Here is a 24,172-nt window from a genome sequence, read left to right as displayed (position 1 = left end):
GATGGCGAAGAGCAAGTTTGAACGAACAAAACCGCATGTTAATATTGGTACGATTGGTCACGTTGATCATGGGAAGACCTCGTTGACAGCAGCGATTACGAAATATTTTGGTGAATTTAAAGCCTATGATCAAATTGATGCTGCCCCAGAGGAACGCGCACGTGGAATTACTATTTCTACAGCGCACGTTGAGTATGAAACGGAAAATCGTCACTATGCGCACGTTGATTGTCCAGGACACGCTGATTATGTGAAGAACATGATCACAGGGGCAGCACAGATGGATGGTGCTATTTTGGTTGTTTCAGCAGCTGATGGTCCAATGCCTCAGACACGTGAGCATATTTTGCTTGCGCGTCAGGTTGGTGTTCCAGCAATTGTTGTTTTTCTTAATAAAGTTGATCAGGTTGATGATGCAGAACTTTTGGAGCTTGTAGAGCTTGAGGTTCGGGAACTTTTATCCAAATATGATTTTCCAGGCGATGATATACCAATTGTTAAAGGTTCTGCGTTGGCAGCTCTTGAGGATAAGGATAAAAGCATTGGTGAAGATGCTGTTCGTCTTTTAATGAGTGAAGTTGATAATTATATTCCAACCCCTGAACGTCCTGTTGATCAACCATTTTTGATGCCGATAGAGGATGTATTTTCGATTTCGGGTCGTGGAACCGTTGTTACGGGTCGTGTTGAGCGTGGTGTTATTAAAGTTGGAGAGGAAATCGAGATTATCGGTATTCGTCCAACGTCTAAGACGACGGTTACAGGCGTTGAAATGTTCCGCAAGCTTTTAGATCAGGGTCAAGCGGGTGATAATATAGGAGCTCTGCTTCGTGGTGTTGACCGTGAAGGGATTGAGCGTGGTCAAGTATTGGCAAAGCCAGGATCTGTTACGCCTCATACACGTTTTAAAGCAGAAGCTTACATTTTGACAAAAGATGAAGGTGGACGTCATACACCATTTTTCACGAATTATCGTCCTCAGTTTTACTTCCGTACGACGGATGTTACAGGTATTGTTACGCTTCCAGAAGGAACGGAAATGGTTATGCCAGGCGACAATGTTGCCATGGATGTTTCGTTGATCGTTCCGATAGCGATGGAAGAGAAGCTTCGTTTTGCTATTCGTGAAGGTGGTCGTACTGTTGGTGCCGGTATCGTCTCTAAAATCATTGAATAAATAATGCTTGTTAAAGGGATGTTAAAAGTGTTTTAGTTTTGAGAGTTAGGGGTATAGCTCAGTTGGTAGAGCGGCGGTCTCCAAAACCGCAGGTCGCGGGTTCAAGTCCTGCTGCCCCTGCCAAAGGGGAATAGAATTTTACATATAAGGGAGTGGATTTTGCTGCCTTTTTCGCTTTTTTTGATATAGGGCTTGTTTTTTTGTGTATGAAACTGTATTGAATAAGAAGTGAGGAAATTGCATAAGTCTGAAAGTTGGCTTTTGCATTTCTTTCTGTTTATTTTTGTATAAAACACAATAGGGCTAGAGAGAGTATAGTGTGACGATGGCATCTAAAACCAATCCGATTACCTTTTTGAAGCAGGTTTATGCAGAAACAATTAAAGTGAAATGGCCTACACGTCGTGAGACGGTTATTTCTACTGTTATGGTTTTGTTGGTAACTGCGTTGGCTTCAGCTTTCTTTTTTATTGTGGATCAAGTTATGCATTTTGGTGTTTGGCGGGTTATTGATCTTCTGAAATATCTTTTTAGTTGAGAATGTAAGGAAGTGTGACTGTGGCAGCTCGTTGGTATATTGTTCAGGCATATTCAAATTTTGAAAAGAAAGTAGCGGAAGCTATTGATAAGGAAGCAAAGCAAAAAGGACTTGATCATCTTTTTGAAAAGATTTTTGTTCCAACAGAGCGTGTTGTAGAAGTTCGTCGTGGACGCAAAGTTGATGCTGAGCGGAAATTTTTTCCTGGTTATGTTCTTGTTCGTGCTGAGTTAACAGATGAAGTTTATCATCTTATTAAGAATACGCCTAAAGTGACAGGTTTTTTAGGATCGGATGCGCGTCCTGTTCCCATTTCTGATCGAGAGGTTGAGCAAATTCTCAAACAAGTTCAAGAAAGGGTTGAGTCTCCAAAGTCTTCTGTATTGTTTGAGGTTGGAGAGCAGGTTCGCGTTGCTGATGGTCCTTTTGTTTCGTTTAATGGAATTGTTCAAGAGGTTGAAGAAGAGCGCTCTCGTCTTAAGGTTGAAGTGCTTATTTTTGGGCGTCCTACGCCTGTTGATTTGGAATTTGGTCAGGTTGAAAAACTCTGATTAAACTTAGAGTAGTTTTAATTACTTTAAGGAAGGAGTGGGAGGTGATTTATGGCTTTTGTCGGCTTAATGATCCGAACCACGTGACTGCGGCGGGTAATGGGCAAGATAAATTGTCAGTATACCAGTGAAATTAAAGGCAGATTGTTATGGCAAAAAAAAGTATAGGTCAGCTTAAGTTGCAGGTTCCTGCAGGAGTTGCTACTCCGTCTCCACCGATTGGTCCAGCTCTTGGGCAACGCGGTATTAATATCATGGAATTTTGTAAGGCGTTTAATGCAGCTACACAAGAAATGGAAAAGGGAGCACCGATTCCAGTTGTTATTACGTATTACCAAGATAAGTCTTTCACATTTTCTCTCAAGACGCCTCCTGTATCATTCTTTTTAAAGAAGGAAGCAAACCTGAAATCTGGTTCAAAAGAGCCTGGTAAAGTGTCTATAGGAAGCATTTCTCGCGATAAAATTCGTTCGATTGCGGAATCAAAAATGAAAGATCTTAATGCGAATGACATTGAGGCAGCAATGCGTATGGTTGAAGGTTCTGCTCGCTCGATGGGCTTGGAAGTGGTGGGCTAATATTATGGCAAACGTAGCAAAAAGAATAAAAAACATCCGAAAAGATATTGATTTTAATGAACTTTACGCTTTAAAAGATGCCGTTTCAATGGTTAAGGAGCGTGCAGTTGCTAAGTTTGATGAAACAATCGAAATTTCAATGAACTTGGGTGTTGATCCTCGTCATGCTGATCAAATGGTTCGAGGAGTTGCTCATTTGCCTAATGGAACAGGAAGAAATATTCGTGTTGCCGTTTTTGCTCGTGGGGATAAGGCTGAGGAAGCTAAGGCGGCAGGAGCTGATATTGTAGGGGCTGAAGATTTGTTTGAAAGCATTAATGGAGGGACTATAGACTTCGATCGTTGTATTGCAACACCAGACATGATGCCTCTTGTTGGTCGTCTTGGTAAGATTCTTGGTCCGCGGAGTTTGATGCCGAATCCGAAAGTTGGTACTGTAACACTTGATGTTGCCGGTGCTGTCAAAGCTTCTAAAGGTGGTGCTGTTGAGTTTCGTGTGGAAAAAGCTGGTATTGTGCATGCTGGTATTGGTAAGGCTTCTTTTGGTGTTGAAAAAATCGTAGAAAATATAAAGGCCTTTGCAAGTGCAGTTATTAAAGCCAAACCGCAAGGTGCAAAAGGTGAGTATATTAAGCGCGTTGCTGTTTCTTCGACTATGGGAATTGGTGTTAAAGTTGATCCAGCAACGGTTCGTTCAGAGCTAGTGTAAGCTGATTTATAATTTTATTTTGGGGTATGTGAATATCAAAATTGTATTTAAAATGCTGGTTTTGATCAGCATTTAACTATCTAAGCTTTATAGGGCTTAGGTTATACCGGAAGAAATTCCGGAATATCCTGTCCGAGATTGTAGGTGATGCTTTTAAGTATCTTAATCAAAAAAAACCTGCATGAGACTGGGGTAAAAACTGAGAGTTAAAAGACTTAAAGGGTTTGAGCCAAGGTTGCCTTTGATCGTTATGCGTGAAAAAGGGGACAGGATCCTCATCGGTGACATGAAGTATTCTATGTTATCAAAGGTAACCAACAGGTTTGTTTTAAGCAAATCTGTTAAATGGAGAGAGACAGTGAATAGAGCGGAGAAACGCGAATTTGTTACATGGCTTAACGAGGCTTTTCGGAAGTCTGGTTCTGTTGTTGTTGCACATTATTCCGGTCTGACAGTTTCACAGATGAATGATCTACGTTCGAAAATGGGTGAAGCTGGCGGTGCCGTTAAAGTCGCCAAAAACCGTCTTGCTAAAATCGCTCTTCAGGGCACGGAATCTGAATCGATAGTGGGTTTGTTTACTGGACAAACACTTATTGCTTATTCAGAAGATCCAATCACAGCACCGAAAGTTGCTGTTGATTTTGCGAAAAGCAATGACAAATTTGTCATCCTTGGCGGTTCAATGGGTGCAACAAGTTTAACTGTAGATGCTGTGAAGTCATTGGCTTCATTGCCTTCATTAAACGAGTTGCGTGCAAAACTTGTGGGTATGATTTCTACCCCTGCGACCCGTATTGCACAGGTTGTTAATGCTCCTGCTGGTCAGGTTGCACGTGTCATTGGAGCATATGCTCAGGAGGATAAGGCGGCTTAAGGCTGTTTGTATTCACGTTTATGGAAGGGCTTTAATGCTTTTCTGTTTTTTTGGATAAGATTTAATAATGGTTCAAATCTTTTAATTGAAGGAATTTAAAAATGGCTGATCTAGAGAAGATCGTAGAAGACCTTTCTAATTTAACCCTTTTGGAAGCCGCTGAGCTTTCTAAGTTACTTGAAGAGAAGTGGGGAGTTTCGGCTGCTGCTCCTGTAGCTGTCGCTGCTGTTGCTGGTGCTGCTGCTCCAGCTGCTGAAGAAAAAACAGAATTTGATGTTATTCTTGTTGAAGGTGGCGCGCAAAAAATTAATGTTATTAAGGAAGTTCGTGCTCTTACTGGACTTGGTCTTAAAGAAGCTAAAGATCTGGTTGAAGGGGCACCTAAGCCTATTAAAGAGGGTGCTTCTAAAGAGGAAGCAGAAAAAATTAAATCTCAACTTGAAGCTGCTGGTGCTAAAGTGGAACTTAAGTAAATTTAATTTTATCGGCGGGCATTTATGTTCGCCGATTTTCTTTCTCTTAATACAAAGAGGAAAAATAATGAGTAAAAAAACCTTTTCCCAACGGTTTCGTAACAGTAACGGGATAGGTTGGCACTACCCGTCCCTTCATCATAGAGTCAAAAAGATAAATGGCTTATGTTGATGGGGAAAGTTAAAGATGCTCATTATTGAGTATCAAGTGAACTGGTCTGCATATGCAGGTTAATGATATAAGGCTTTCAAGGTTGGTCTACCTTGAAGAGTAAAGATCAAGGAGCGACGATGGCTCAGACTCACGCAATGATGTCTCAATTCAATGGTCGTAAGCGCGTACGCAAATTTTTTGGTAAGATTCCTGAAGTAGCAGAAATGCCGAATCTTATTGAGGTTCAAAAAGCGTCATACGATCAGTTTCTCATGGTTGAGGAACCGAAAGGTGGACGACCAGATGAAGGTTTGCAAGCTGTTTTTAAATCGGTTTTTCCTATTTCAGATTTTTCCGGTACAGCTATGCTTGAGTTTGTTGGTTATGAATTTGATTTACCAAAATTTGATGTTGAGGAGTGCCGTCAACGTGATTTAACTTATGCTGCCCCATTAAAGGTCATATTACGTTTGATTGTTTTTGATGTTGATGAGGATACTGGCTCCAAAGATATCAAAGACATTAAAGAGCAAGGCGTTTATATGGGCGATATGCCTTTAATGACGACGAATGGTACCTTTATTGTTAATGGTACGGAACGTGTTATTGTTTCGCAGATGCATCGTTCTCCTGGTGTCTTTTTTGACCATGATAAAGGAAAGTCCCATTCATCAGGAAAGCTTCTTTTTGCTGCTCGTGTTATTCCATATCGTGGTTCTTGGCTTGATATTGAGTTTGATGCTAAGGACATCATTTATGCGCGTATTGATCGACGGCGCAAGATTCCTGTTACTAGTCTTTTGATGGCACTGGGTATGGATGCGTCAGATATTTTATCGACGTTTTATGATAAAGTGACTTATGAGCGTGATGGAGAAGGATGGCGAGTTCCTTATTCTGTTGATCGCTTTAAAGGAATGAAGCTCATTTCTGACCTTATAGATGCAGATAGTGGTGAAGTCGTCGCGGAGGCTGGTAAAAAATTAACAGTTCGTACTGCGAAGTCTTTGGCAGAAAAAGGACTTAAAGCGGTTAAAGTTAGTGAAGATGATTTATTAGGTTGTTATCTAGCCGAAGATATCGTCAATTACGAAACAGGTGAAATTTACCTTGAAGCTGGTGATGAAATTGACGAAAAAGTATTAAAAGTTTTGCTTGATGTTAGTGCTGATCAAATCAATATCCTTGATATTGATCACATGAATATTGGCGCTTATATCCGCAATACTTTAAAGGTGGATAAAAATGAAAGTCGGCAGGATGCGTTATTTGATATTTACCGAGTGATGCGTCCAGGTGAGCCCCCAACAATCGATACAGCAGAAGCAATGTTCCATTCATTGTTTTTTGATCCAGAGCGTTATGATCTTTCAGCCGTTGGGCGTGTTAAGATGAATTTGCGTATGGATCTTGATTGTCCAGATACAGTTCGCATTTTACGCCAAGAGGATATTCTCGCTGTTGTTAAGATGTTGGTTGAATTGCGTGATGGTCGTGGCGAAATTGATGATATTGATAATCTTGGCAACCGTCGCGTTCGTTCCGTTGGGGAGTTAATGGAAAATCAATATCGCATTGGTCTTCTTCGTATGGAGCGTGCGATAAAAGAGCGTATGTCATCGGTTGAAATTGATACAGTTATGCCACAGGATTTGATCAATGCAAAGCCTGCTGCAGCAGCAGTTCGTGAGTTTTTTGGGTCTTCGCAATTGTCGCAGTTTATGGATCAAACTAATCCATTGTCGGAGATTACCCATAAGCGCCGTCTTTCTGCTCTTGGTCCAGGTGGTTTGACTCGTGAACGTGCGGGTTTTGAAGTCCGTGACGTACATCCTACGCATTATGGTCGTATTTGTCCCATTGAAACACCAGAAGGCCCCAATATTGGTCTGATTAACTCCTTAGCAACATTTGCGCGAGTTAACAAATATGGCTTTATTGAAAGCCCATATCGAAAAATTGTTGATGGAAAAGTCACAAAAGAAGTTATTTATCTTTCAGCGATGGAAGAAGCAAAGCATTATGTCGCTCAAGCTAATTCGTCATTAGATAGTGAAGGTCGTTTTACAGAAGAGTTTGTTGTTTGCCGTCATGCTGGTGAAGTTTTAATGGCGCCGCGTGATCATGTTGATTTGATGGATGTTTCACCAAAACAGTTGGTTTCAGTTGCAGCAGCGCTTATTCCTTTTTTGGAAAATGATGATGCGAATCGTGCGCTTATGGGATCGAACATGCAGCGTCAGGCAGTTCCTCTTGTACGTGCTGAAGCGCCATTTGTTGGGACGGGAATGGAAGCCATTGTTGCGCGCGATTCAGGAGCTGCTGTGAGTGCAAAACGTAGTGGTGTTGTTGATCAAGTCGATGCTACCCGTATTGTTATCCGTGCAACAGAAGATTTAGATCCTTCAAAATCAGGCGTTGATATTTATCGCCTACAGAAATTTCAGCGTTCTAATCAGTCCACTTGTATTAATCAGCGTCCTCTTGTACATGTCGGTGATAGGGTAGAGAAAGGTGATATCATTGCAGATGGTCCATCCACGGATCTTGGTGATTTAGCTCTTGGGCGGAATGTTCTCGTAGCCTTTATGCCTTGGAATGGATACAATTATGAAGATTCTATTTTGTTATCCGAGCGCATTGTTGCTGATGATGTTTTTACTTCAATTCATATTGAGGAATTTGAAGTTGCAGCACGCGATACAAAACTTGGGCCTGAGGAAATTACGCGCGACATTCCTAATGTTGCGGAAGAAGCGTTAAGAAATCTTGATGAAGCTGGCATTATTTATATTGGTGCTGAAGTTCAACCAGGTGATATTTTAGTTGGAAAGATTACCCCAAAAGGTGAAAGTCCCATGACGCCGGAAGAAAAGCTTCTGCGTGCAATTTTTGGGGAAAAGGCATCCGATGTTCGTGATACTTCTATGCGTATGCCTCCTGGAACTTTTGGTACTGTTGTTGAAGTTCGCGTTTTTAATCGCCATGGCGTGGAAAAAGATGAACGTGCGATGGCAATTGAGCGTGAAGAAATTGAGCGTTTAGCAAAAGACCGTGATGATGAGCAGTCTATTCTTGATCGCAATGTTTATGCGCGCCTTACTGATATGTTGACAGGTAAAGTTGCTGTAGAAGGTCCGAAAGGCTTTTCGGGCAGCAAAAAGCTTGATAGTACAGTAATGGGGCATTATCCACGATCCCAGTGGTGGCAATTTGCTGTTGAGGATGAAAAGCTTCAAAATGAAATTGAAGCTTTGCGCAAGCAATATGATGAATCAAAAGAAGCATTACAACGTCGCTTTATGGATAAAGTTGAAAAGGTCCAAAGAGGTGATGAAATGCCTCCTGGTGTCATGAAAATGGTGAAGGTTTTTGTGGCTGTGAAGCGCAAAATCCAACCAGGTGATAAGATGGCAGGACGTCACGGGAATAAGGGTGTTGTTTCACGTATTCTTCCCGTAGAAGATATGCCATTTCTTGAAGATGGGACTCATGCTGATATCGTCTTGAATCCGCTTGGTGTGCCTAGTCGTATGAATGTTGGACAAATTCTTGAGACGCATCTTGGTTGGGCATGTGCGGGGATGGGCAAGAAGATTGGTGATTTGTTAGAATTGTATCAAGAGACTGGGGATATATTGCCGTTGCGTCAGCGTATTGAAAATCTTATGCCTGATGATAATCAAAATGAACCAGTCCGTCAGTATGATAATGAAAGCCTTTACAAATTGGCATTACAGATGAAGAAAGGGGTTTCAATTGCAACGCCTGTTTTTGATGGAGCACATGAGTCTGATATTAACATTATGCTGGAGGACGCAGGCTTAGATAGTTCAGGGCAGGTTACGCTTTATGATGGTCGTACTGGAGAGCCTTTTGATCGTCCAGTAACGGTGGGATATATTTACATGTTGAAATTGCATCACCTTGTTGATGATAAGATTCATGCACGTTCTATTGGTCCCTATTCACTTGTTACGCAGCAGCCATTAGGAGGCAAGGCACAGTTTGGTGGTCAGCGTTTTGGTGAAATGGAGGTTTGGGCACTTGAAGCTTATGGTGCTGCATATACTTTGCAGGAGATGCTAACAGTAAAATCAGATGATGTGGCTGGTCGAACGAAAGTCTATGAGGCAATTGTGCGTGGTGATGATACATTTGAGGCGGGTATACCCGAAAGCTTTAATGTGTTGGTAAAAGAAATGCGCTCACTTGCTCTTAATGTGGAGCTTGATGATGCGCGTGAACTTATTGCACAGCGGGCATTGTCTGATACAGCAGAATAATAATTCAAGGAGCGCAGTAGAAAAAGGCTGCGCTCTGATTATTTTAAGAGGCTCAATAACCTTATTAAGGTTATACAGGTCATTTTTAAAAGTAAATGTATTTTAAAGAAGATCTGTTATAAAACAAATGAGATATTACAACAGGTTCTAAGAATCTTTGAAGGAGAACAGCATGAACCACGAGGTCATGAATCTTTTCAATCCTCAAGCGCCAGCGCAGACATTTGACTCTATTCGCATTTCTATTGCGAGTCCTGAGAAAATTTTGTCCTGGTCGTATGGTGAGATTAAGAAGCCTGAGACTATTAATTATAGGACTTTTAAACCAGAGCGTGATGGTCTTTTTTGTGCACGTATATTTGGCCCTATTAAAGACTATGAATGTCTATGTGGCAAATATAAACGCATGAAGTATAAGGGCATTATTTGTGAAAAATGCGGTGTAGAGGTTACTCTTTCGCGCGTACGTCGTGAGCGTATGGGGCATATTGAACTTGCGGCACCTGTTGCGCATATATGGTTTCTTAAATCATTACCAGGTCGTATTTCTACACTTTTAGATTTAACTTTAAAAGATATTGAGCGGGTTCTTTATTTTGAGAATTATATTGTAACCGAACCAGGATTGACATCTCTTAAGCTCCATCAGCTTCTTTCTGAAGAAGAATATATGCTTGCTATTGATGAGTTTGGAGAAGATCAGTTTACAGCTATGATTGGCGCTGAAGCTATTTACGAGCTTTTAGCTGGTATGGAGTTAAATAAAATCGCCAATGATTTGCGTCTCGAATTAGCTGAAACAACTTCAGAGTTAAAGCAGAAAAAACTGATTAAACGACTTAAAATCGTTGAAAATTTTCTTGAATCTGGAAATAAGCCAGAGTGGATGATTATGAAAACAATTCCGGTTATTCCACCGGATTTGCGTCCATTGGTTCCGCTTGATGGTGGGCGTTTTGCAACATCAGATCTGAATGATCTTTATCGGCGGGTTATTAATCGTAATAACCGCTTGAAACGGCTGATTGAATTGCGTGCTCCTGGAATTATCGTGCGCAATGAAAAGCGTATGGTACAAGAAGCTGTTGATGCATTGTTTGATAATGGACGACGTGGGCGTGTGATTACTGGAGCCAATAAACGTCCTCTCAAGTCCCTATCAGATATGTTGAAGGGTAAGCAAGGACGTTTTCGTCAGAACTTACTTGGGAAGCGTGTTGATTACTCGGGGCGTTCTGTTATCGTGACGGGTCCTGAATTAAAATTGCATCAATGTGGTCTTCCCAAAAAAATGGCTCTTGAATTGTTTAAGCCTTTTATTTATGCGCGGCTTGATGCAAAAGGCTATTCATCAACGGTAAAGCAGGCAAAGAAGCTTGTTGAAAAAGAACACCCAGAAGTTTGGGATATCTTGGATGAGGTTATTCGTGAACACCCTGTTTTACTCAACCGTGCGCCAACATTGCACCGTTTGGGGATTCAGGCTTTTGAACCTATCTTAATTGAAGGCAAAGCTATTCAACTTCATCCACTGGTGTGTACTGCTTTTAATGCGGATTTTGATGGAGATCAGATGGCGGTTCACGTTCCGCTTTCTCTTGAAGCACAGCTTGAAGCCCGTGTTTTGATGATGTCGACCAATAATATTCTTCATCCGGCCAATGGTGCCCCAATTATTGTTCCCTCACAGGATATGGTTCTTGGTCTTTATTATCTTTCAATTGTTTCTGAAAAAGAACCAGGTGAAGGAATGGCTTTTTCTGACATAGGTGAGCTTCATTATGCCTTGGAAAATAAGGTTGTAACGCTTCATACGAAGATTAAAGGCCGTGTTAAGAATATGGGGAAGGATGGAAAAGAAGTTTCTAAACTTTATGATACGACACCTGGGCGTTTGATTATTGGTGAGCTTTTGCCAAGAAATTCGGATATCTCATTTGATATTGTCAATCAAGAAATGACGAAAAAGAATATTTCTAAAATGATTGATCATGTTTATCGGCACTGTGGACAAAAAGAGACGGTTATTTTTTGTGACCGTATTATGCAGCTTGGCTTTTCTTATGCTTGTCGTGCAGGAATTTCATTCGGTAAGGATGATATGGTTATTCCTGATAGTAAGTCGCGTTTAGTTGCAGAGACAGAAGCTTTGGCTAAGGAGTACGAACAGCAATATAATGACGGTTTGATTACACAAGGTGAAAAATACAATAAGGTTGTAGATGCTTGGGGTAAATGTACGGATCGCGTTGCAGATGAAATGATGAAACGTATTCAAGCCGTTGATTTTGATCCTAAAACAGGTCGTCAACGGCCGATGAATTCGATCTATATGATGTCGCATTCTGGAGCACGTGGTTCTGCTAACCAGATGAGACAATTGGCCGGTATGCGTGGATTAATGGCAAAACCATCGGGTGAAATTATTGAAACCCCCATTATTTCAAATTTTAAAGAAGGTCTAACTGTTAATGAATACTTCAATTCCACGCATGGTGCACGTAAAGGACTTGCTGATACTGCGTTAAAGACGGCAAACTCTGGTTATTTAACACGGCGTCTTGTTGATGTTGCACAGGATGCTATTATTTCAGCAGTTGATTGTGGTACCGCAAAAGGGCTTACCATGCAGCCAATTGTTGATGCAGGACAAATTGTTGCCTCCCTTGGGCAAAGGATTCTTGGTCGTACAGCGCTTGTTGATATCCTACATCCTGTCTCTGGAGAGGTTATCCTTGAAGGTGGAGCGATGATTGAGGAAGCTGATGTCGCGAAGATTGAAGAAGCTGGAATTCAATCTGTTCAAATTCGTTCTGCTTTAACATGTGAAACACGTCTTGGTGTTTGTGCAAAATGCTATGGTCGTGATTTGGCGCGTGGAACACCTGTTAATCAGGGAGAAGCCGTTGGTGTTATTGCTGCTCAATCCATTGGTGAGCCGGGAACACAGCTTACTATGCGTACTTTCCACTTAGGAGGAACTGCGCAGGTTGTTGATTCATCTTATTTAGAGGCATCTTATGAAGGTAAGGTGGAGATTCGTAATCGTAATGTGGTTCGTAACTCTGAAGGACATTTGGTTGTGATGGGGCGTAATATGGCTATCCTTATCAAGGATGAGTTAGGAAAAGAGCGCGTTGTACATCGTGTTAGCTATGGTGCCCATATTTTTGTTGATGATGGTGATATGGTTAAACGTGGCCAACGTATAGCAGAATGGGATCCTTACACACGTCCAATTTTAACGGAAGTTGAAGGCTATGTGGGTTTTGAAGATATGATTGATGGTTTATCTGTCACTGAAACAGCTGATGAATCTACGGGTATTACGAAGCGTTTGGTGATTGATTGGCGCGCTAATCCACGTGGTGCGGATCTTAAACCAGCCATTATTATCCATGCAGATAAAGAAGGTGAATCCATTGCTAAATTGTATAAGGGAGGTGAAGCCCGGTATATGATGTCAGTGGAAACTATTCTTTCTGTTGAGCTTGGTGCTCATGTTAAGGCTGGTGATGTTATTGCTCGTTTGCCAATGGAAAGTGCCAAGACGAAAGATATTACGGGTGGTTTACCACGTGTGGCTGAGCTTTTTGAAGCGCGTCGTCCAAAGGATCATGCGATTATTGCTGAAGTAAGTGGTACGATTCGATTCGGCCGTGGTTATAAGAATAAACGTCGTATCATTATTGAACCAAATGATGAAACTCTTGAGGCAGTAGAATATTTGATTCCAAAAGGTAAGTTGTTTCACTTCCAAGAAGGTGATCAAATTGAAAAGGGAGATTATATCCTTGATGGAAATCCAGCACCTCATGATATCTTGGCGATTAAGGGGGTTGAAGCTTTGGCATCTTATCTTGTTAATGAGATTCAGGAGGTTTATCGTTTGCAGGGAGTTCTTATTAATGACAAGCACATTGAAGTGATTGTTCGTCAAATGTTGCAAAAAGTTGAAATTACTGAATCTGGAGATTCTGGTTATATTCCAGGTGATAATGTTGATCGTATTGAACTTGATGAAATCAATGATAATTTGATTGCAGAAGGGAAGAAACCTGCATCTGGTAATCCCATTCTTCTTGGAATTACAAAAGCTTCTCTTCAAACGCCTTCTTTCATTTCAGCGGCATCGTTTCAGGAAACAACACGTGTTCTTACTGAAGCAGCAGTTTCTGGTAAAATTGATACTTTGCAAGGACTTAAAGAGAACGTTATTGTCGGTCGTCTTATTCCAGCAGGTACAGGTGGTACGATTTCTCAAATCCGTCGTATTGCTGCCGTTCGTGATGATTTGATTGTAGATGAGCAGCGTAAGTCTAGTAATAACGAAGTGGCAAAGGCTATGTTGACAAATATGACAACTGGGGCTGTTGCTGAATAATTTAAATATAACATCACATAATAAAAAAACGTCTGAATAGAAAGTTCAGACGTTTTTTTATCTCGAAATGTAGAAGTTGCATATTTTCCTGAAAATATCAAAAATTATAAGGCGATAGTTATTTTAAACATCTTTAGTAGCTTATTATTTTGTAATGATGCTTATCTTTTTTGTTGCTTTATTTTAAAGTTTCTTAATTTGCTAAAAGCAGTATAGAATTTTTCCAAAATATGTGAAGCTCAAAAGCCATATTCAAGGAAAAGAGTTGATTATCTACAAATCGAATAATGATTGATTTTGAATTTTAGGAAAATTGTTGATTGATATCTTCTATAAAGATTTTAAAGGACTTATAATGAAAGATCGATAGTCTTTTCTGTAATCTAAAAAATAATTGATTCTCTACTATACAATACTTGTATGACAAGAATGTATCTTCTTCTAAATTAGAATGCAGGAGAGTAGAGATTAGAGTGCTCACTAAGTATTATAAAAAATAGACATATTTCTTATCACAATGAGAGCTATGAAGACAGAATGAAAAAATGTACGAATATTATTCAATTGGAAAATTAACACGTGAGTTTTCAATAACAGCTCGGACTTTGCGTTATTATGAAGAAGAGGGACTTCTTATTCCTTTTCGGCGTGGAAATACACGGCTTTATACACAAACGGATCGTCATAAGTTAAAACAAATTCTGCGTGCTAAAAGAGTTAAATTTTCGTTGTCTGAAATATCTGATATGTTGACAATGGTTGGAAAACCACCTGATGATGAGAAAAAGCTTAAGAAATTAATTGCAGGAATTCATAAAAAACGAGCTGATTTAAAGCAGATGCAGCATGATATTGATGATCTTCTACAGGATTTAGAACGAATTGAGGAGAGTTTTTTTGAGAGCTTAGCGGAGTTGGGGGTTAATCATTGATTATAAAATTTATTTCATCTGCTTTTAGACAATTTTTTTCTATTAAAAGAGATGGGTTATACTATCTCTAAGGGGAATCTTTAACACTACGTGAAATGTGTAAGTTATTTAAAGAAATAGAGTGTTCGAAAAAAGCTGCGAAGGTATTTTCGCAATATATTGTCCTTGATAAGTAAAAAAATTATTTTTCATAAAGAAAGTAAAAACAATGGCAGTCTCTCCTATGAGTGTTTTTCAATCTATTTTATCACGAAAGTCAATTCGCGCTTTTACTGATCAGCCAGTTAGTTTGGAAACAATCAAAGAAATCTTAAAACTTGCAGCACGTGCACCATCTGGAACAAATATTCAGCCATGGCAAGTGATTGTGCTTACAGGAAGTGTATTACAGAAAGTAGGGCAAGAGCTTTCACAACTTGTGCTTTCAGGTGTAAAAGGAGAGCGTGAGTATAGTTATTATCCACGTCAGTGGCGTGAGCCTTATATTTCAAGGCGTCGAAAAGTTGGTTTGGATCTTTATCAGAGTCTTGGAATTCAAAAAGGTGATGAAGAAAAAATACTTCATCAAAAGGCGCGAAATTTTTTATTTTTTGATGCACCTGTAGGACTCTTATTTACAATGGATCACGACATGGAAATGGGGAGTTGGCTTGATTTGGGTATGTTTATGCAGACCATTATGTTAGCTGCACGTGGATTTGGATTAGATACCTGTCCTCAAGCTGCTTTTGCTGATTATCATAAACAGATTCGTACGCTTTTATCTATTCCTTCTGATCGCCATATTATCTGTGGTATGGCACTTGGTTATCGCGATATGAGTGCTCCAGAAAACAATTTTGAGACAGAACGAGAACCGTTAGAAAACTTTGTACGTTTCATTGAAACATATCCATAAAATATTTTATATAATTAAGCATACGTTTTGAAGAACTTGGTGCATTATGAAAAATATTTCCGATAAGAATTTCGCATCCTTATTGAATTTTAATATTGCATATTAACACTTATTTTACTACGTTTGAAACATTAAGAGCGGTGGCTCTAGGGGCATTGTCCGTTTTTTGAAGGTGAGTCTAATGGAAAACACTATAGAGAGAAAGTGTTGGGTGGTAGCAAGACGAGCGACATTCGTGTTTATTGCTGTCATTTTTTTAGTTTATCTCGCAATTTGATTTTAAACGGGACAAACGTTATGAAAAAGCATATATGCTCAAGCTGTACTATAGTTTTGAGGTGATACGTGTTTCTATCTGTTTTTGAACTTTTTAAAATTGGGATTGGTCCTTCTAGCTCACATACGATGGGACCGATGACAGCTGCTAATATGTTTTTGCAAAAGATAGGAGATTTTTCTCGGTCGTCTGATATTCAAGTTTCTCGTATACGTGTTTATCTTTATGGTTCTTTAGCTTTCACGGGTATTGGTCATGCAACAGATAGGGCTATCATATTAGGACTTTTAGGAGAAAAAGCTTCTACTGTTGATCCTGATAGCATGGGGGGATTGTTAGAAAAAGTTATACGTGAAAAAAAAGTGCAACCAGAAGGATATCCCGCTTATCAGTTTGATGTGCAGCATGATCTTATTTTTGAACGAAAGAAAATCCTCCCAGGACATACAAATGGACTAGCCTTTGAAGGGCTTAATACTGATGGGAATGTTCTGTTGCGGCAGATTTATTATTCTATCGGTGGTGGCTTTGTTGTGACTGAGGATGAATTAAGCCATATGAATGATAATATACAACCAGAAATATTAGAGGTGCCATATCCATTTGATTCTGCTGGTGCAATGTTATCAATGGCAGAAAAATCAGGACTTTCAATTGCTGAAATGAAGCGCTTAAATGAAGAAACAAAGATAGAGCGTTCTTCTCTTGATACAGGGCTTGATGAAATTTTTTCAGCGATGACAAATTGCATTGATAGAGGTCTGTCACAAGAAGGTGAGTTGCCTGGTGGATTGCGTGTTCTAAGGCGTGCTAAAAAGCTTCATGAAACGCTTTTGGAAAATCAAAAGAAAAATCGCAATTATCCACTTTGGGCAAATGATTGGCTTTCGGTATATGCCATAGCAGTCAATGAGGAAAATGCAGCAGGTGGTCGTGTTGTTACAGCTCCAACAAATGGGGCAGCTGGTGTTGTCCCAGCAGTTTTGCGTTATTATCTTCAATTTAATGATGATTCAGATCGAGAGGGAATACATAATTTTCTATTAACGGCAGCAGCTATAGGCGGTGTTATCAAACATAATGCCTCTATTTCTGGTGCAGAAGTTGGGTGTCAAGGTGAAGTTGGAACGGCATCTTCAATGGCCGCAGCAGGGTTGACCGCAGCGTTAGGTGGAACGCCAGCTCAAATTGAAAATGCGGCAGAAATTGCGCTTGAACATCATTTGGGAATGACATGTGATCCTGTTGCAGGTCTTGTACAAGTTCCTTGTATTGAGCGTAATGCAATGGGAGCTGTTAAGGCGGTAACGGCTTCTTCTCTTGCATTATATGGTAATGGAGATCATTTTGTTTCTCTTGATGCTTGTATAGAAACAATGCGCCAAACTGGTCATGATATGAGTGAACGCTATAAAGAGACAAGTAAAGGTGGTCTTGCAGTCAATACAATATCTTGTTAGGAGCTGAAACATTTTTCAATCCATAACTGGAATTTTTGGGAGGGGGATCGTATTTCCTGATAAAGCTTATGTTTTTTTGTTACTTATAAATCAAAATTCCACTTTAATGCAACAGCAGCTTGAAATAAATTCGAGATGATTCAGTGTTTTCTTAACGAATAGTAGCTTTGGCATGCAAGTTTGGAGGGGGAGTAGTATCAGTATCTATCTGATTTGTCTCTAAAATGGGAAAAAGTCTAATTTAGAAAAAATAAAAAAGCGTAAAGTAAAATTAGTGATCAGTCTGCCATTATTTTTTAGCTGGGTTTTATGGCTTTTAAAAGTTTCCATAGCCATATCTTTTAAGTAATGGAAGATTATACCTGAGTATCCAAGGAAAATTTGTGTTAAATCTGAATAATTATGATGAGGAGAGAGAATTTTAAAGATTTTAATTTTTAGAAGTGAAGATCTTTTGATACCTAGTATGGTAAAAAATACTTTGAAAAGAAATGCTAATTTACAATAATTAAGAGATATATTGGAAATATCTTTTTTATTTATAAATTCTGTACCGTCAAAAAACTAAAATAAATAATAGCGTATACATTAAAAAATATTTATCAAAATTCTCATGAGAATAGAATGCACACGATAGAACATTATCGTGTTACTCATTCATGAGTTTGTTTTAAAGAAATATCTCTCAACGCTCCCAAACTCATTTCGCGATGGCACCTGTGAATGGTATAACAGTAAATCCATTGAGCTGTCCCCATCTTTATGCTTAATAAAAAGAGTACGCTGGCACGATTACACACTTTACCATCCCCCCCTGTATGGGACCAAAGCCCTTGGCATTTAAAACGGTTCATTATAGGCATTTTGAGTCTTTTTGGTACGGTCTCACGCCACACACTAATCTCGCTCGTAATATGCAAGAGAACGGTTTGGATTGATTCAACATAAACAAATTTCAAATGAGAGAATCTTACGATATTCGAGATTCTTATCTAACATGCAAAATAATGAACTATCTTTATAAATCAGTATCTTGCATATGAATAGTGTAATGTAAGTTTTCCATGAATGGTATAAAACCTATAGAGTATTAGCAGCTTTATTTATAGAGGGAGAAGACCAGCACTATCATCCTTTTTTTATAGTTTAATGCCAATCTTGCTCGTGATGAGCAAGCGAACGATTTTGACTGATTGAATATAAGAAGGAAAATAAGAGAATTTTACGAAAACTTCTTATTCAATATGCAAAAAATAAATTATAAATTAAAATCTTATGGAAATCGTTATCATGATATTTAATCTGATAATTTCTTTTACGTTTTTTCATCGATAGTATTTATATTTCCCAATTTTCGTTGTCTGTTAAAAGAAATAAAAGTAAGAGGAGTTAGATTATTTTTTACAGCGTTTATGTTGTAGAGGAGACCGTTATTAAGAGGGAGTTTCTTTATTGAACTTTTACAATAATCCCTAAAATGATAAGCTTTCATCCAATGAAGCTATTCATTTTTTTCCAAAAAGATATCAAGAATAATTTTTATATTAAATCAAAAGTGGAAAAATATTGGGTGTTTTTTATGTCCTTAATAATGGTTTTATTGAAAGCTTGGAGGTATTAGATAGTTGGAAAAGCTGTCAGCACAATTCCATAATTTAAGAAAAAAGTATGTTTATCAAAGGGTTTTCTAAGGCTGTAGATAATGGTTAATAATAAAATAATTTTTTAGAGATGGTCTGTAGAATTAAATATTTGTTGCTCCTAGACGGATTTTAATAGGCACATTACCAGTTTGGCTAGCAACGCGTAAATGAATGCGTACAGGAGGCATTACGAGACGACGATTGCGTATTGTTTGGCAAATGAGAAGGTTAACAAGAGATTGTGTATCTAATGCAGTCGAATTATATTTTAAACCAGTAAGTTTTGCGGCAGCATCGTGAAGAGAACGCAATGAAAGGAGGGATGATTGCTTCAATAAAATTTCTTTTTTATGGAATGAAGCAAAAGCATTATCTGTCATAATACTATCCTTAACGCAGAATTCAAAAATTTTTAGTAGGCTACAGTATAGCAGTTAAAATTTGCTTTCTTTAATGTAGAGCAGGCATCAAATGCAGCTTTTTTTGATTGAAACCCTGTAAAGCGCGCTCGGTAATAACGCTGCCCACTTTTTTCAAACAGTTGCATGTGTGAAGATGCGTGCTTTAAAGTAGAAAAAGCTATATTTTTTGCTTTTAAAAGTAAAGTTTTTGCTTGTTCTTCACTAGGAAGAGAACCAATTTGGATAGCCCATCCGGCATTTGTGGACAAAGAGGCTGTTACAATTTTATGAGTCTCAACTGGTATAGTTTTTTGAGGGTTTGGTATTGGTATAATTACCTTATTTACAGCCGTTATCGCGATATTGGAGTTTTTAGGTTGTTCTGCAAATGCTGTCAACATAGTCGAAATTTCATCGTCAAAATTACTTGAATCAGCTTTAATGGTCGGTATAGGAGTATTGGCGCCAGTCGGTAAGTGATAGCGTACAGAAGCCATTAAACGTTCACCACTTTTCATTTGGCTTGCTTTAGGCAAATATTGATTCAATAGGCTAGCCATATGCTCGTCACGTGCAGTAGATGATTTCCCTCCCATAACAACAGCGACAACAGAGCGCCCATCAAGACGCATTGAAGTTGCTAAATTAGAACCTGACATTTGTGTGTATCCTGTTTTAATTCCATCGACACCTTTCATTATTTTAACGAGTTTATTGTGGCTGTTAATTTTATGCCCACGGAAATTAAAACTTTTTGTTTTGAACAATTTATATTGTTTTGGAAAATGTTTACGTAAAGCTAATGACAAAGTCGCTATATCTCGTGCTGTAGAATAATTGTGCACATCCGGAAGTCCTGAAGCATTTGCGAAATGTGTATGTTTCATGCCAAGTTTACGAGCTTTTATAGTCATCATTTGAGCGAATTTTTTTTCACTACCTCCAAGATATTCTGCAATGGCAGCAGCAACATCATTTGCGGATCTTGTAATGAGTGCTTTAGCTGCTGATTCTGCAGAAATTGTTTGGCCTGCTTTAAACCCAATTTTTGTCGGTGGACGCATTGCTGCATAATGTGAAACGGGAATTGGTGTATTTGGTGTCACACGACGCATCTGCATAGCTTCAAAGAGTAAGTACAATGTCATCATCTTTGTTAAAGAAGCAGGATAACGTTTCAGTGTTGCATTGGCTTGAAATAGAGTTTTTCCCGTAGTAGCATCTATAACAATAGCCGCATACTTATCAGGATAGGCTCCTTGAGGTGTGGCTGATGCCCAACAGTAAGAAAAAGCTAACACAACAAAAGAAATTGCTATTGTTTTACAGTAGCGCATAATTTTTTGATAATTAATATACACTTGCAGTATCCTATTTCTCCATTTATCCTGAAAAACTTCTATAAAGCTTCCTTTTCTGTAATTTGTTGATGCAGTTTAGACGAATGGTATTACTAATTTGTTTACAGAAGTTATTTTATGAGTGAGTGATTGAAGTCTAACCATAGAGGGAATCTTTTTCTAATACATACAGGTATTGCAATAGTCATGAAAGAATTTAAAATTAATAAAAAATGTGCTGCATGGAAAACGATAATGGGACAGATCCTCATAATAAACTCTATAGCTCATATTATGCATAATGAAAAGGGCAAGAATTGGGATGAAGTTAGGCATGGTGCGGTTATAATGCCTAAGGCTAGAGCAAAACTTGAAAAACCTAAATTATGTCGAGTTTTTTTGCTTAATGATGATTACACACCTATGGATTTTGTTGTTTTCGTTTTGAAGAACTTTTTTAAAAAAAGTTTCGAAGAGGCAACGCGAATAATGTTAAATGTTCATCACAGTGGGATAGGAGAATGTGGAACTTATACTTATGAAGTCGCTGAAATGAAAATATTACAAGTGAGGGAATGTGCGCGTCAAAATGAACATCCGTTACAATGTGTAATGGAATGGAAGTGAGGAATTATGCCATCTTTTACACCTAGTCTTGAAGAGGTTTTGCATCGTGCATTAACAATTGCTACTCAAGCACGGCATGAATACGCAACATTAGAGCATCTTCTACTTGCGCTGTTAGATGATGCCGATGCAAATTCCGTTATTCAGGCTTGCCAAGTAGATGTGGAGGAATTGCGAGAGCGCTTAACCAATTATCTTCGCTCAGAGTTAGATGAACAGATTAGAGCTGATGAGGATACGAAGCCTACAGCTTTTTTCCAGCGTGTTATCCAACGTGCGGTGATTCATGCACAATCAGCTGGAAAAGATGAAGTGTCGGGGGCAAATGTTCTTGTTGCAATTTTTTCTGAACGTGAAAGCCATGCAGCATATTTTCTTCAAGAAATGGGAATGACACGCTATGATGCTGTACGTTTTATTTCGCATGGTATCACACGTGATGATGGGTTATCCATGTTACTTGAAGGACTTGAAGAGCAATTAGATCAGCAGATTTCGGATAATGGTGAAAGAGGAACAAGTGCTTTAACGAATTATTGTGTTGACCTCAATTGTAAAGCACTTAATGGAAAAATTGATTTATTAATTGGCCGTGAAATAGAAATTTCACGCATGATTCAGATTTTATGTCGAAGGTCAAAAAACAATCCGCTTTTGGTTGGTGATCCTGGAGTGGGGAAAACCGCTATAATTGAGGGATTAGCAAAGCGCATTGTTGATGGGCAAGTGCCTGAAGTTTTATCAAATGCAACAATATTTTCTCTTGATATGGGGGGACTTGTTGCTGGTACACGTTATCGCGGTGATTTTGAAGAACGCTTAAAGCAAGTTATTAAAGAGTTTGAGCTGTATCCAGATGCTATTTTATTTATTGATGAAATTCATACCTTAATTGGAGCAGGAGCGACATTAGGGGGAAATATGGATGCAGCAAATCTTTTAAAACCTGTATTATCTTCTGGAACTATGCGATGTATTGGTTCGACGACTTACAGAGAATATCGCAAATTCTTTGAACAAGATCGTGCTTTAGAGCGTCGTTTTCAGAAGATTGATATTAATGAACCTTCTGTTACAGATGCGATTAAGATTTTGCAGGGGATGAAGCCTTACTTTGAAGATTTTCATCAGATTAAATATACAGATCAGGCGATGAAGGCATCCGTAGAATTATCTTCACGTTATATAATTGACCGTAGGTTACCTGACAAAGCAATTGATATTATTGATGAAAGTGGCGCAGCGCAAAAGCTTTTGCCACAAAAACAACGCAAGAAGAGTATAGGTGTTAAAGAAATTGAGGCTACTGTTGCTACAATTGCAAGAATTCCACCAAAAACAGTTTCTCGGAATGATCAGAAGATATTGAGTAAGCTTGAAAGAGAACTCAAACATGTTGTTTATGGGCAAGATCAGGCAATTTCCGTCTTAGTTTCATCCATAAAATTGGCGCGAGCAGGTTTACGCGAACCGGATAAACCAATAGGAAGTTATTTATTTTCAGGACCAACAGGTGTAGGAAAAACTGAAGTTGCAAAACAGCTTGCATCATCTTTAGGCATTGAATTATTGCGTTTTGATATGTCAGAATATATGGAACGGCATACGGTAGCACGTTTAATCGGAGCTCCTCCAGGTTATATAGGGTTTGATCAAGGAGGTCTTCTTACAGATGCTGTTGATCAGAAGCCTCACGCGGTCCTATTGCTAGATGAGATTGAGAAAGCACATCCAGAGTTATTTAATATTTTATTGCAGGTAATGGATTATGGTAGATTAACAGACCATAATGGTAAGAAAATTGATTTCCGCAATGTTATTTTGATTATGACAACCAATGCTGGTGCTTCAGATATGGCAAAATCAGCTATTGGATTTGGGAAAGTACATCGTGATGGTGAGGATATAGAAGCAATCAATCGGTTATTTACACCAGAGTTTCGTAATCGGTTAGATGCAATTATTCCGTTTGCACCTTTATCTCATTTAATCATCAATCAGATAGTGCAAAAATTTATTTTTCAGCTTGAAGCACAATTAGCTGATAGGGGAATTTGTTTTGAATTAAGCCCTTCTGCAACTTTATGGCTTTCCAATAAGGGATACGATTCTCAGATGGGAGCACGCCCATTAGGGCGTGTTATACAAGAATATATTAAAAAGCCATTAGCTGATGAAATTTTATTTGGAAAGTTACGCAACGGTGGCATTGTTCGCGTATTGACACAAAAATCAAATGGCAAAAAAGAAAGCTTACAGTTAGAAATTTCATCTTCCGATATATCTGCAAGTTCAAAGAAAAGTAAAATGGAAAATTTTACAAAAAAACGTGTAGGAAAAAAAAGCACAACAACTTAAGAGTGTGTTATAAGGCTGCACGGATTTTCTTTGCATTCTCTTCAAGTATTTCTGTGGGCGTTATTATATTATTATGAGGGGTAAGTTCTATTCCCTCCATACGTGGTATAATATGGAAATGGAGGTGATAAACGGTTTGTTGACTAGCTGCTTCATTAAATTGCATGACAGTTATGCCATCTGCTTGAAAGGCTTTTTTGACGGCATTTGCAATTTTTTGAACAGCTTTAATAACAGGAAATAATGTTTCAGTATCTGCATCAAGTAAGTTTCTAGAGCCTTTTTTAGGAATGACCAGCGTATGACCTGGTGCCTGTGGCATGATATCCATAAATCCAATAACATCATCATCTTCGTAGACACGAACAGAAGGGATTTCATTGCGAATCAATTTAGCAAAAATATTGTTATTATCATAAGCTTGTTTCATACAAATATTTCCTTTTATTGCAAGTTTAAGATTTTAATTAAAAACGAAAAAATACAAATTTTATCAGAGTGTAAGACAA

The 24,172-nt window shown here is 38.7% G+C and carries 17 protein-coding genes and 1 tRNA gene; 15 read left to right on the top strand and 3 right to left on the bottom strand.

The window, feature by feature from the left end:
* Nucleotide 1: 1 nt before the first annotated feature.
* The 13 genes from tuf (at nucleotide 2) to U736_RS0103330 (ending at nucleotide 17,294) form a co-directional block, all read left to right on the top strand.
* A complete protein-coding gene (gene tuf, locus U736_RS10870) occupies nucleotides 2-1,177 on the top strand; it encodes an elongation factor Tu (RefSeq protein ID WP_012755022.1) in 1,176 nt (391 codons plus the stop codon).
* 47 nt (nucleotides 1,178-1,224) lie between these two features.
* A tRNA-Trp gene (locus tag U736_RS0103385) sits at nucleotides 1,225-1,300 on the top strand.
* Between the two features lie 202 nt (nucleotides 1,301-1,502).
* The gene (secE, locus tag U736_RS0103380; protein WP_012755023.1) at nucleotides 1,503-1,715 is read left to right on the top strand and encodes a preprotein translocase subunit SecE; all 213 of its coding nucleotides are present in this window, start codon (nucleotides 1,503-1,505) and stop codon (nucleotides 1,713-1,715) included.
* A 20-nt stretch (nucleotides 1,716-1,735) separates the two neighbouring features.
* Nucleotides 1,736-2,266 carry a transcription termination/antitermination protein NusG gene (nusG, locus tag U736_RS0103375; RefSeq protein WP_012755024.1) on the top strand — a complete coding sequence of 177 codons (531 nt, stop codon included), beginning with the start codon at nucleotides 1,736-1,738 and terminating at the stop codon, nucleotides 2,264-2,266.
* Between the two features lie 149 nt (nucleotides 2,267-2,415).
* The gene (rplK, locus tag U736_RS0103370; RefSeq protein WP_012755025.1) at nucleotides 2,416-2,844 is read left to right on the top strand and encodes a 50S ribosomal protein L11; all 429 of its coding nucleotides are present in this window, start codon (nucleotides 2,416-2,418) and stop codon (nucleotides 2,842-2,844) included.
* 4 nt (nucleotides 2,845-2,848) lie between these two features.
* Complete coding sequence (gene rplA, locus U736_RS0103365; RefSeq protein WP_012755026.1) at nucleotides 2,849-3,553, top strand: 50S ribosomal protein L1; 705 nt, start codon at nucleotides 2,849-2,851, stop codon at nucleotides 3,551-3,553.
* Nucleotides 3,554-3,911: 358 nt separating this feature from the next.
* Nucleotides 3,912-4,430 carry a 50S ribosomal protein L10 gene (rplJ, locus tag U736_RS0103360; protein ID WP_012755027.1) on the top strand — a complete coding sequence of 173 codons (519 nt, stop codon included), beginning with the start codon at nucleotides 3,912-3,914 and terminating at the stop codon, nucleotides 4,428-4,430.
* A 101-nt stretch (nucleotides 4,431-4,531) separates the two neighbouring features.
* Entirely contained in the window at nucleotides 4,532-4,903 is a 372-nt protein-coding gene (gene rplL, locus U736_RS0103355) for a 50S ribosomal protein L7/L12 (RefSeq protein ID WP_012755028.1), read from the top strand.
* Nucleotides 4,904-5,194: 291 nt separating this feature from the next.
* Nucleotides 5,195-9,343: a DNA-directed RNA polymerase subunit beta gene (gene rpoB, locus U736_RS0103350; protein WP_012755029.1), complete on the top strand. Its 4,149-nt coding sequence runs from the start codon at nucleotides 5,195-5,197 to the stop codon at nucleotides 9,341-9,343.
* A gap of 172 nt (nucleotides 9,344-9,515) precedes the next feature.
* The gene (gene rpoC / locus U736_RS0103345; protein ID WP_012755030.1) at nucleotides 9,516-13,727 is read left to right on the top strand and encodes a DNA-directed RNA polymerase subunit beta'; all 4,212 of its coding nucleotides are present in this window, start codon (nucleotides 9,516-9,518) and stop codon (nucleotides 13,725-13,727) included.
* Between the two features lie 545 nt (nucleotides 13,728-14,272).
* Nucleotides 14,273-14,659: a MerR family transcriptional regulator gene (locus U736_RS0103340; RefSeq protein WP_012755031.1), complete on the top strand. Its 387-nt coding sequence runs from the start codon at nucleotides 14,273-14,275 to the stop codon at nucleotides 14,657-14,659.
* 208 nt (nucleotides 14,660-14,867) lie between these two features.
* A complete protein-coding gene (locus U736_RS0103335) occupies nucleotides 14,868-15,557 on the top strand; it encodes a nitroreductase (RefSeq protein WP_012755032.1) in 690 nt (229 codons plus the stop codon).
* A 345-nt stretch (nucleotides 15,558-15,902) separates the two neighbouring features.
* A complete protein-coding gene (locus U736_RS0103330; RefSeq protein ID WP_012755033.1) occupies nucleotides 15,903-17,294 on the top strand; it encodes an L-serine ammonia-lyase in 1,392 nt (463 codons plus the stop codon).
* Between the two features lie 1,744 nt (nucleotides 17,295-19,038).
* Here the strand turns inward: U736_RS0103330 and U736_RS0103315 are convergent.
* Together U736_RS0103315 and U736_RS0103310 are read right to left on the bottom strand one after the other, a co-directional pair.
* On the bottom strand, nucleotides 19,039-19,317 hold the full coding sequence (locus U736_RS0103315; protein ID WP_012755034.1) for a hypothetical protein: 279 nt from the start codon (nucleotides 19,315-19,317) through the stop codon (nucleotides 19,039-19,041).
* A gap of 32 nt (nucleotides 19,318-19,349) precedes the next feature.
* Nucleotides 19,350-20,699, bottom strand: a complete 1,350-nt coding sequence (locus U736_RS0103310) for a D-alanyl-D-alanine carboxypeptidase (protein ID WP_012755035.1) — start codon at nucleotides 20,697-20,699, stop codon at nucleotides 19,350-19,352.
* Between the two features lie 234 nt (nucleotides 20,700-20,933).
* On the opposite strand from U736_RS0103310, the gene clpS reads away from it, so the two are divergent.
* Nucleotides 20,934-21,305 carry an ATP-dependent Clp protease adapter ClpS gene (clpS, locus tag U736_RS0103305; RefSeq protein WP_026500299.1) on the top strand — a complete coding sequence of 124 codons (372 nt, stop codon included), beginning with the start codon at nucleotides 20,934-20,936 and terminating at the stop codon, nucleotides 21,303-21,305.
* Between the two features lie 6 nt (nucleotides 21,306-21,311).
* Nucleotides 21,312-23,663 carry an ATP-dependent Clp protease ATP-binding subunit ClpA gene (gene clpA / locus U736_RS0103300; protein WP_012755037.1) on the top strand — a complete coding sequence of 784 codons (2,352 nt, stop codon included), beginning with the start codon at nucleotides 21,312-21,314 and terminating at the stop codon, nucleotides 23,661-23,663.
* A 7-nt stretch (nucleotides 23,664-23,670) separates the two neighbouring features.
* Here clpA and U736_RS0103295 read toward each other — a convergent pair whose 3' ends face one another.
* Nucleotides 23,671-24,093: an HIT family protein gene (locus tag U736_RS0103295; protein ID WP_012755038.1), complete on the bottom strand. Its 423-nt coding sequence runs from the start codon at nucleotides 24,091-24,093 to the stop codon at nucleotides 23,671-23,673.
* Nucleotides 24,094-24,172 lie beyond the last annotated feature (79 nt).

Origin of the sequence: Bartonella grahamii ATCC 700132, from assembly GCF_000518085.1 — a bacterium.
Classification (GTDB): domain Bacteria; phylum Pseudomonadota; class Alphaproteobacteria; order Rhizobiales; family Rhizobiaceae; genus Bartonella; species Bartonella grahamii.
This window is presented reverse-complemented; position numbering and strand designations above follow the sequence as displayed.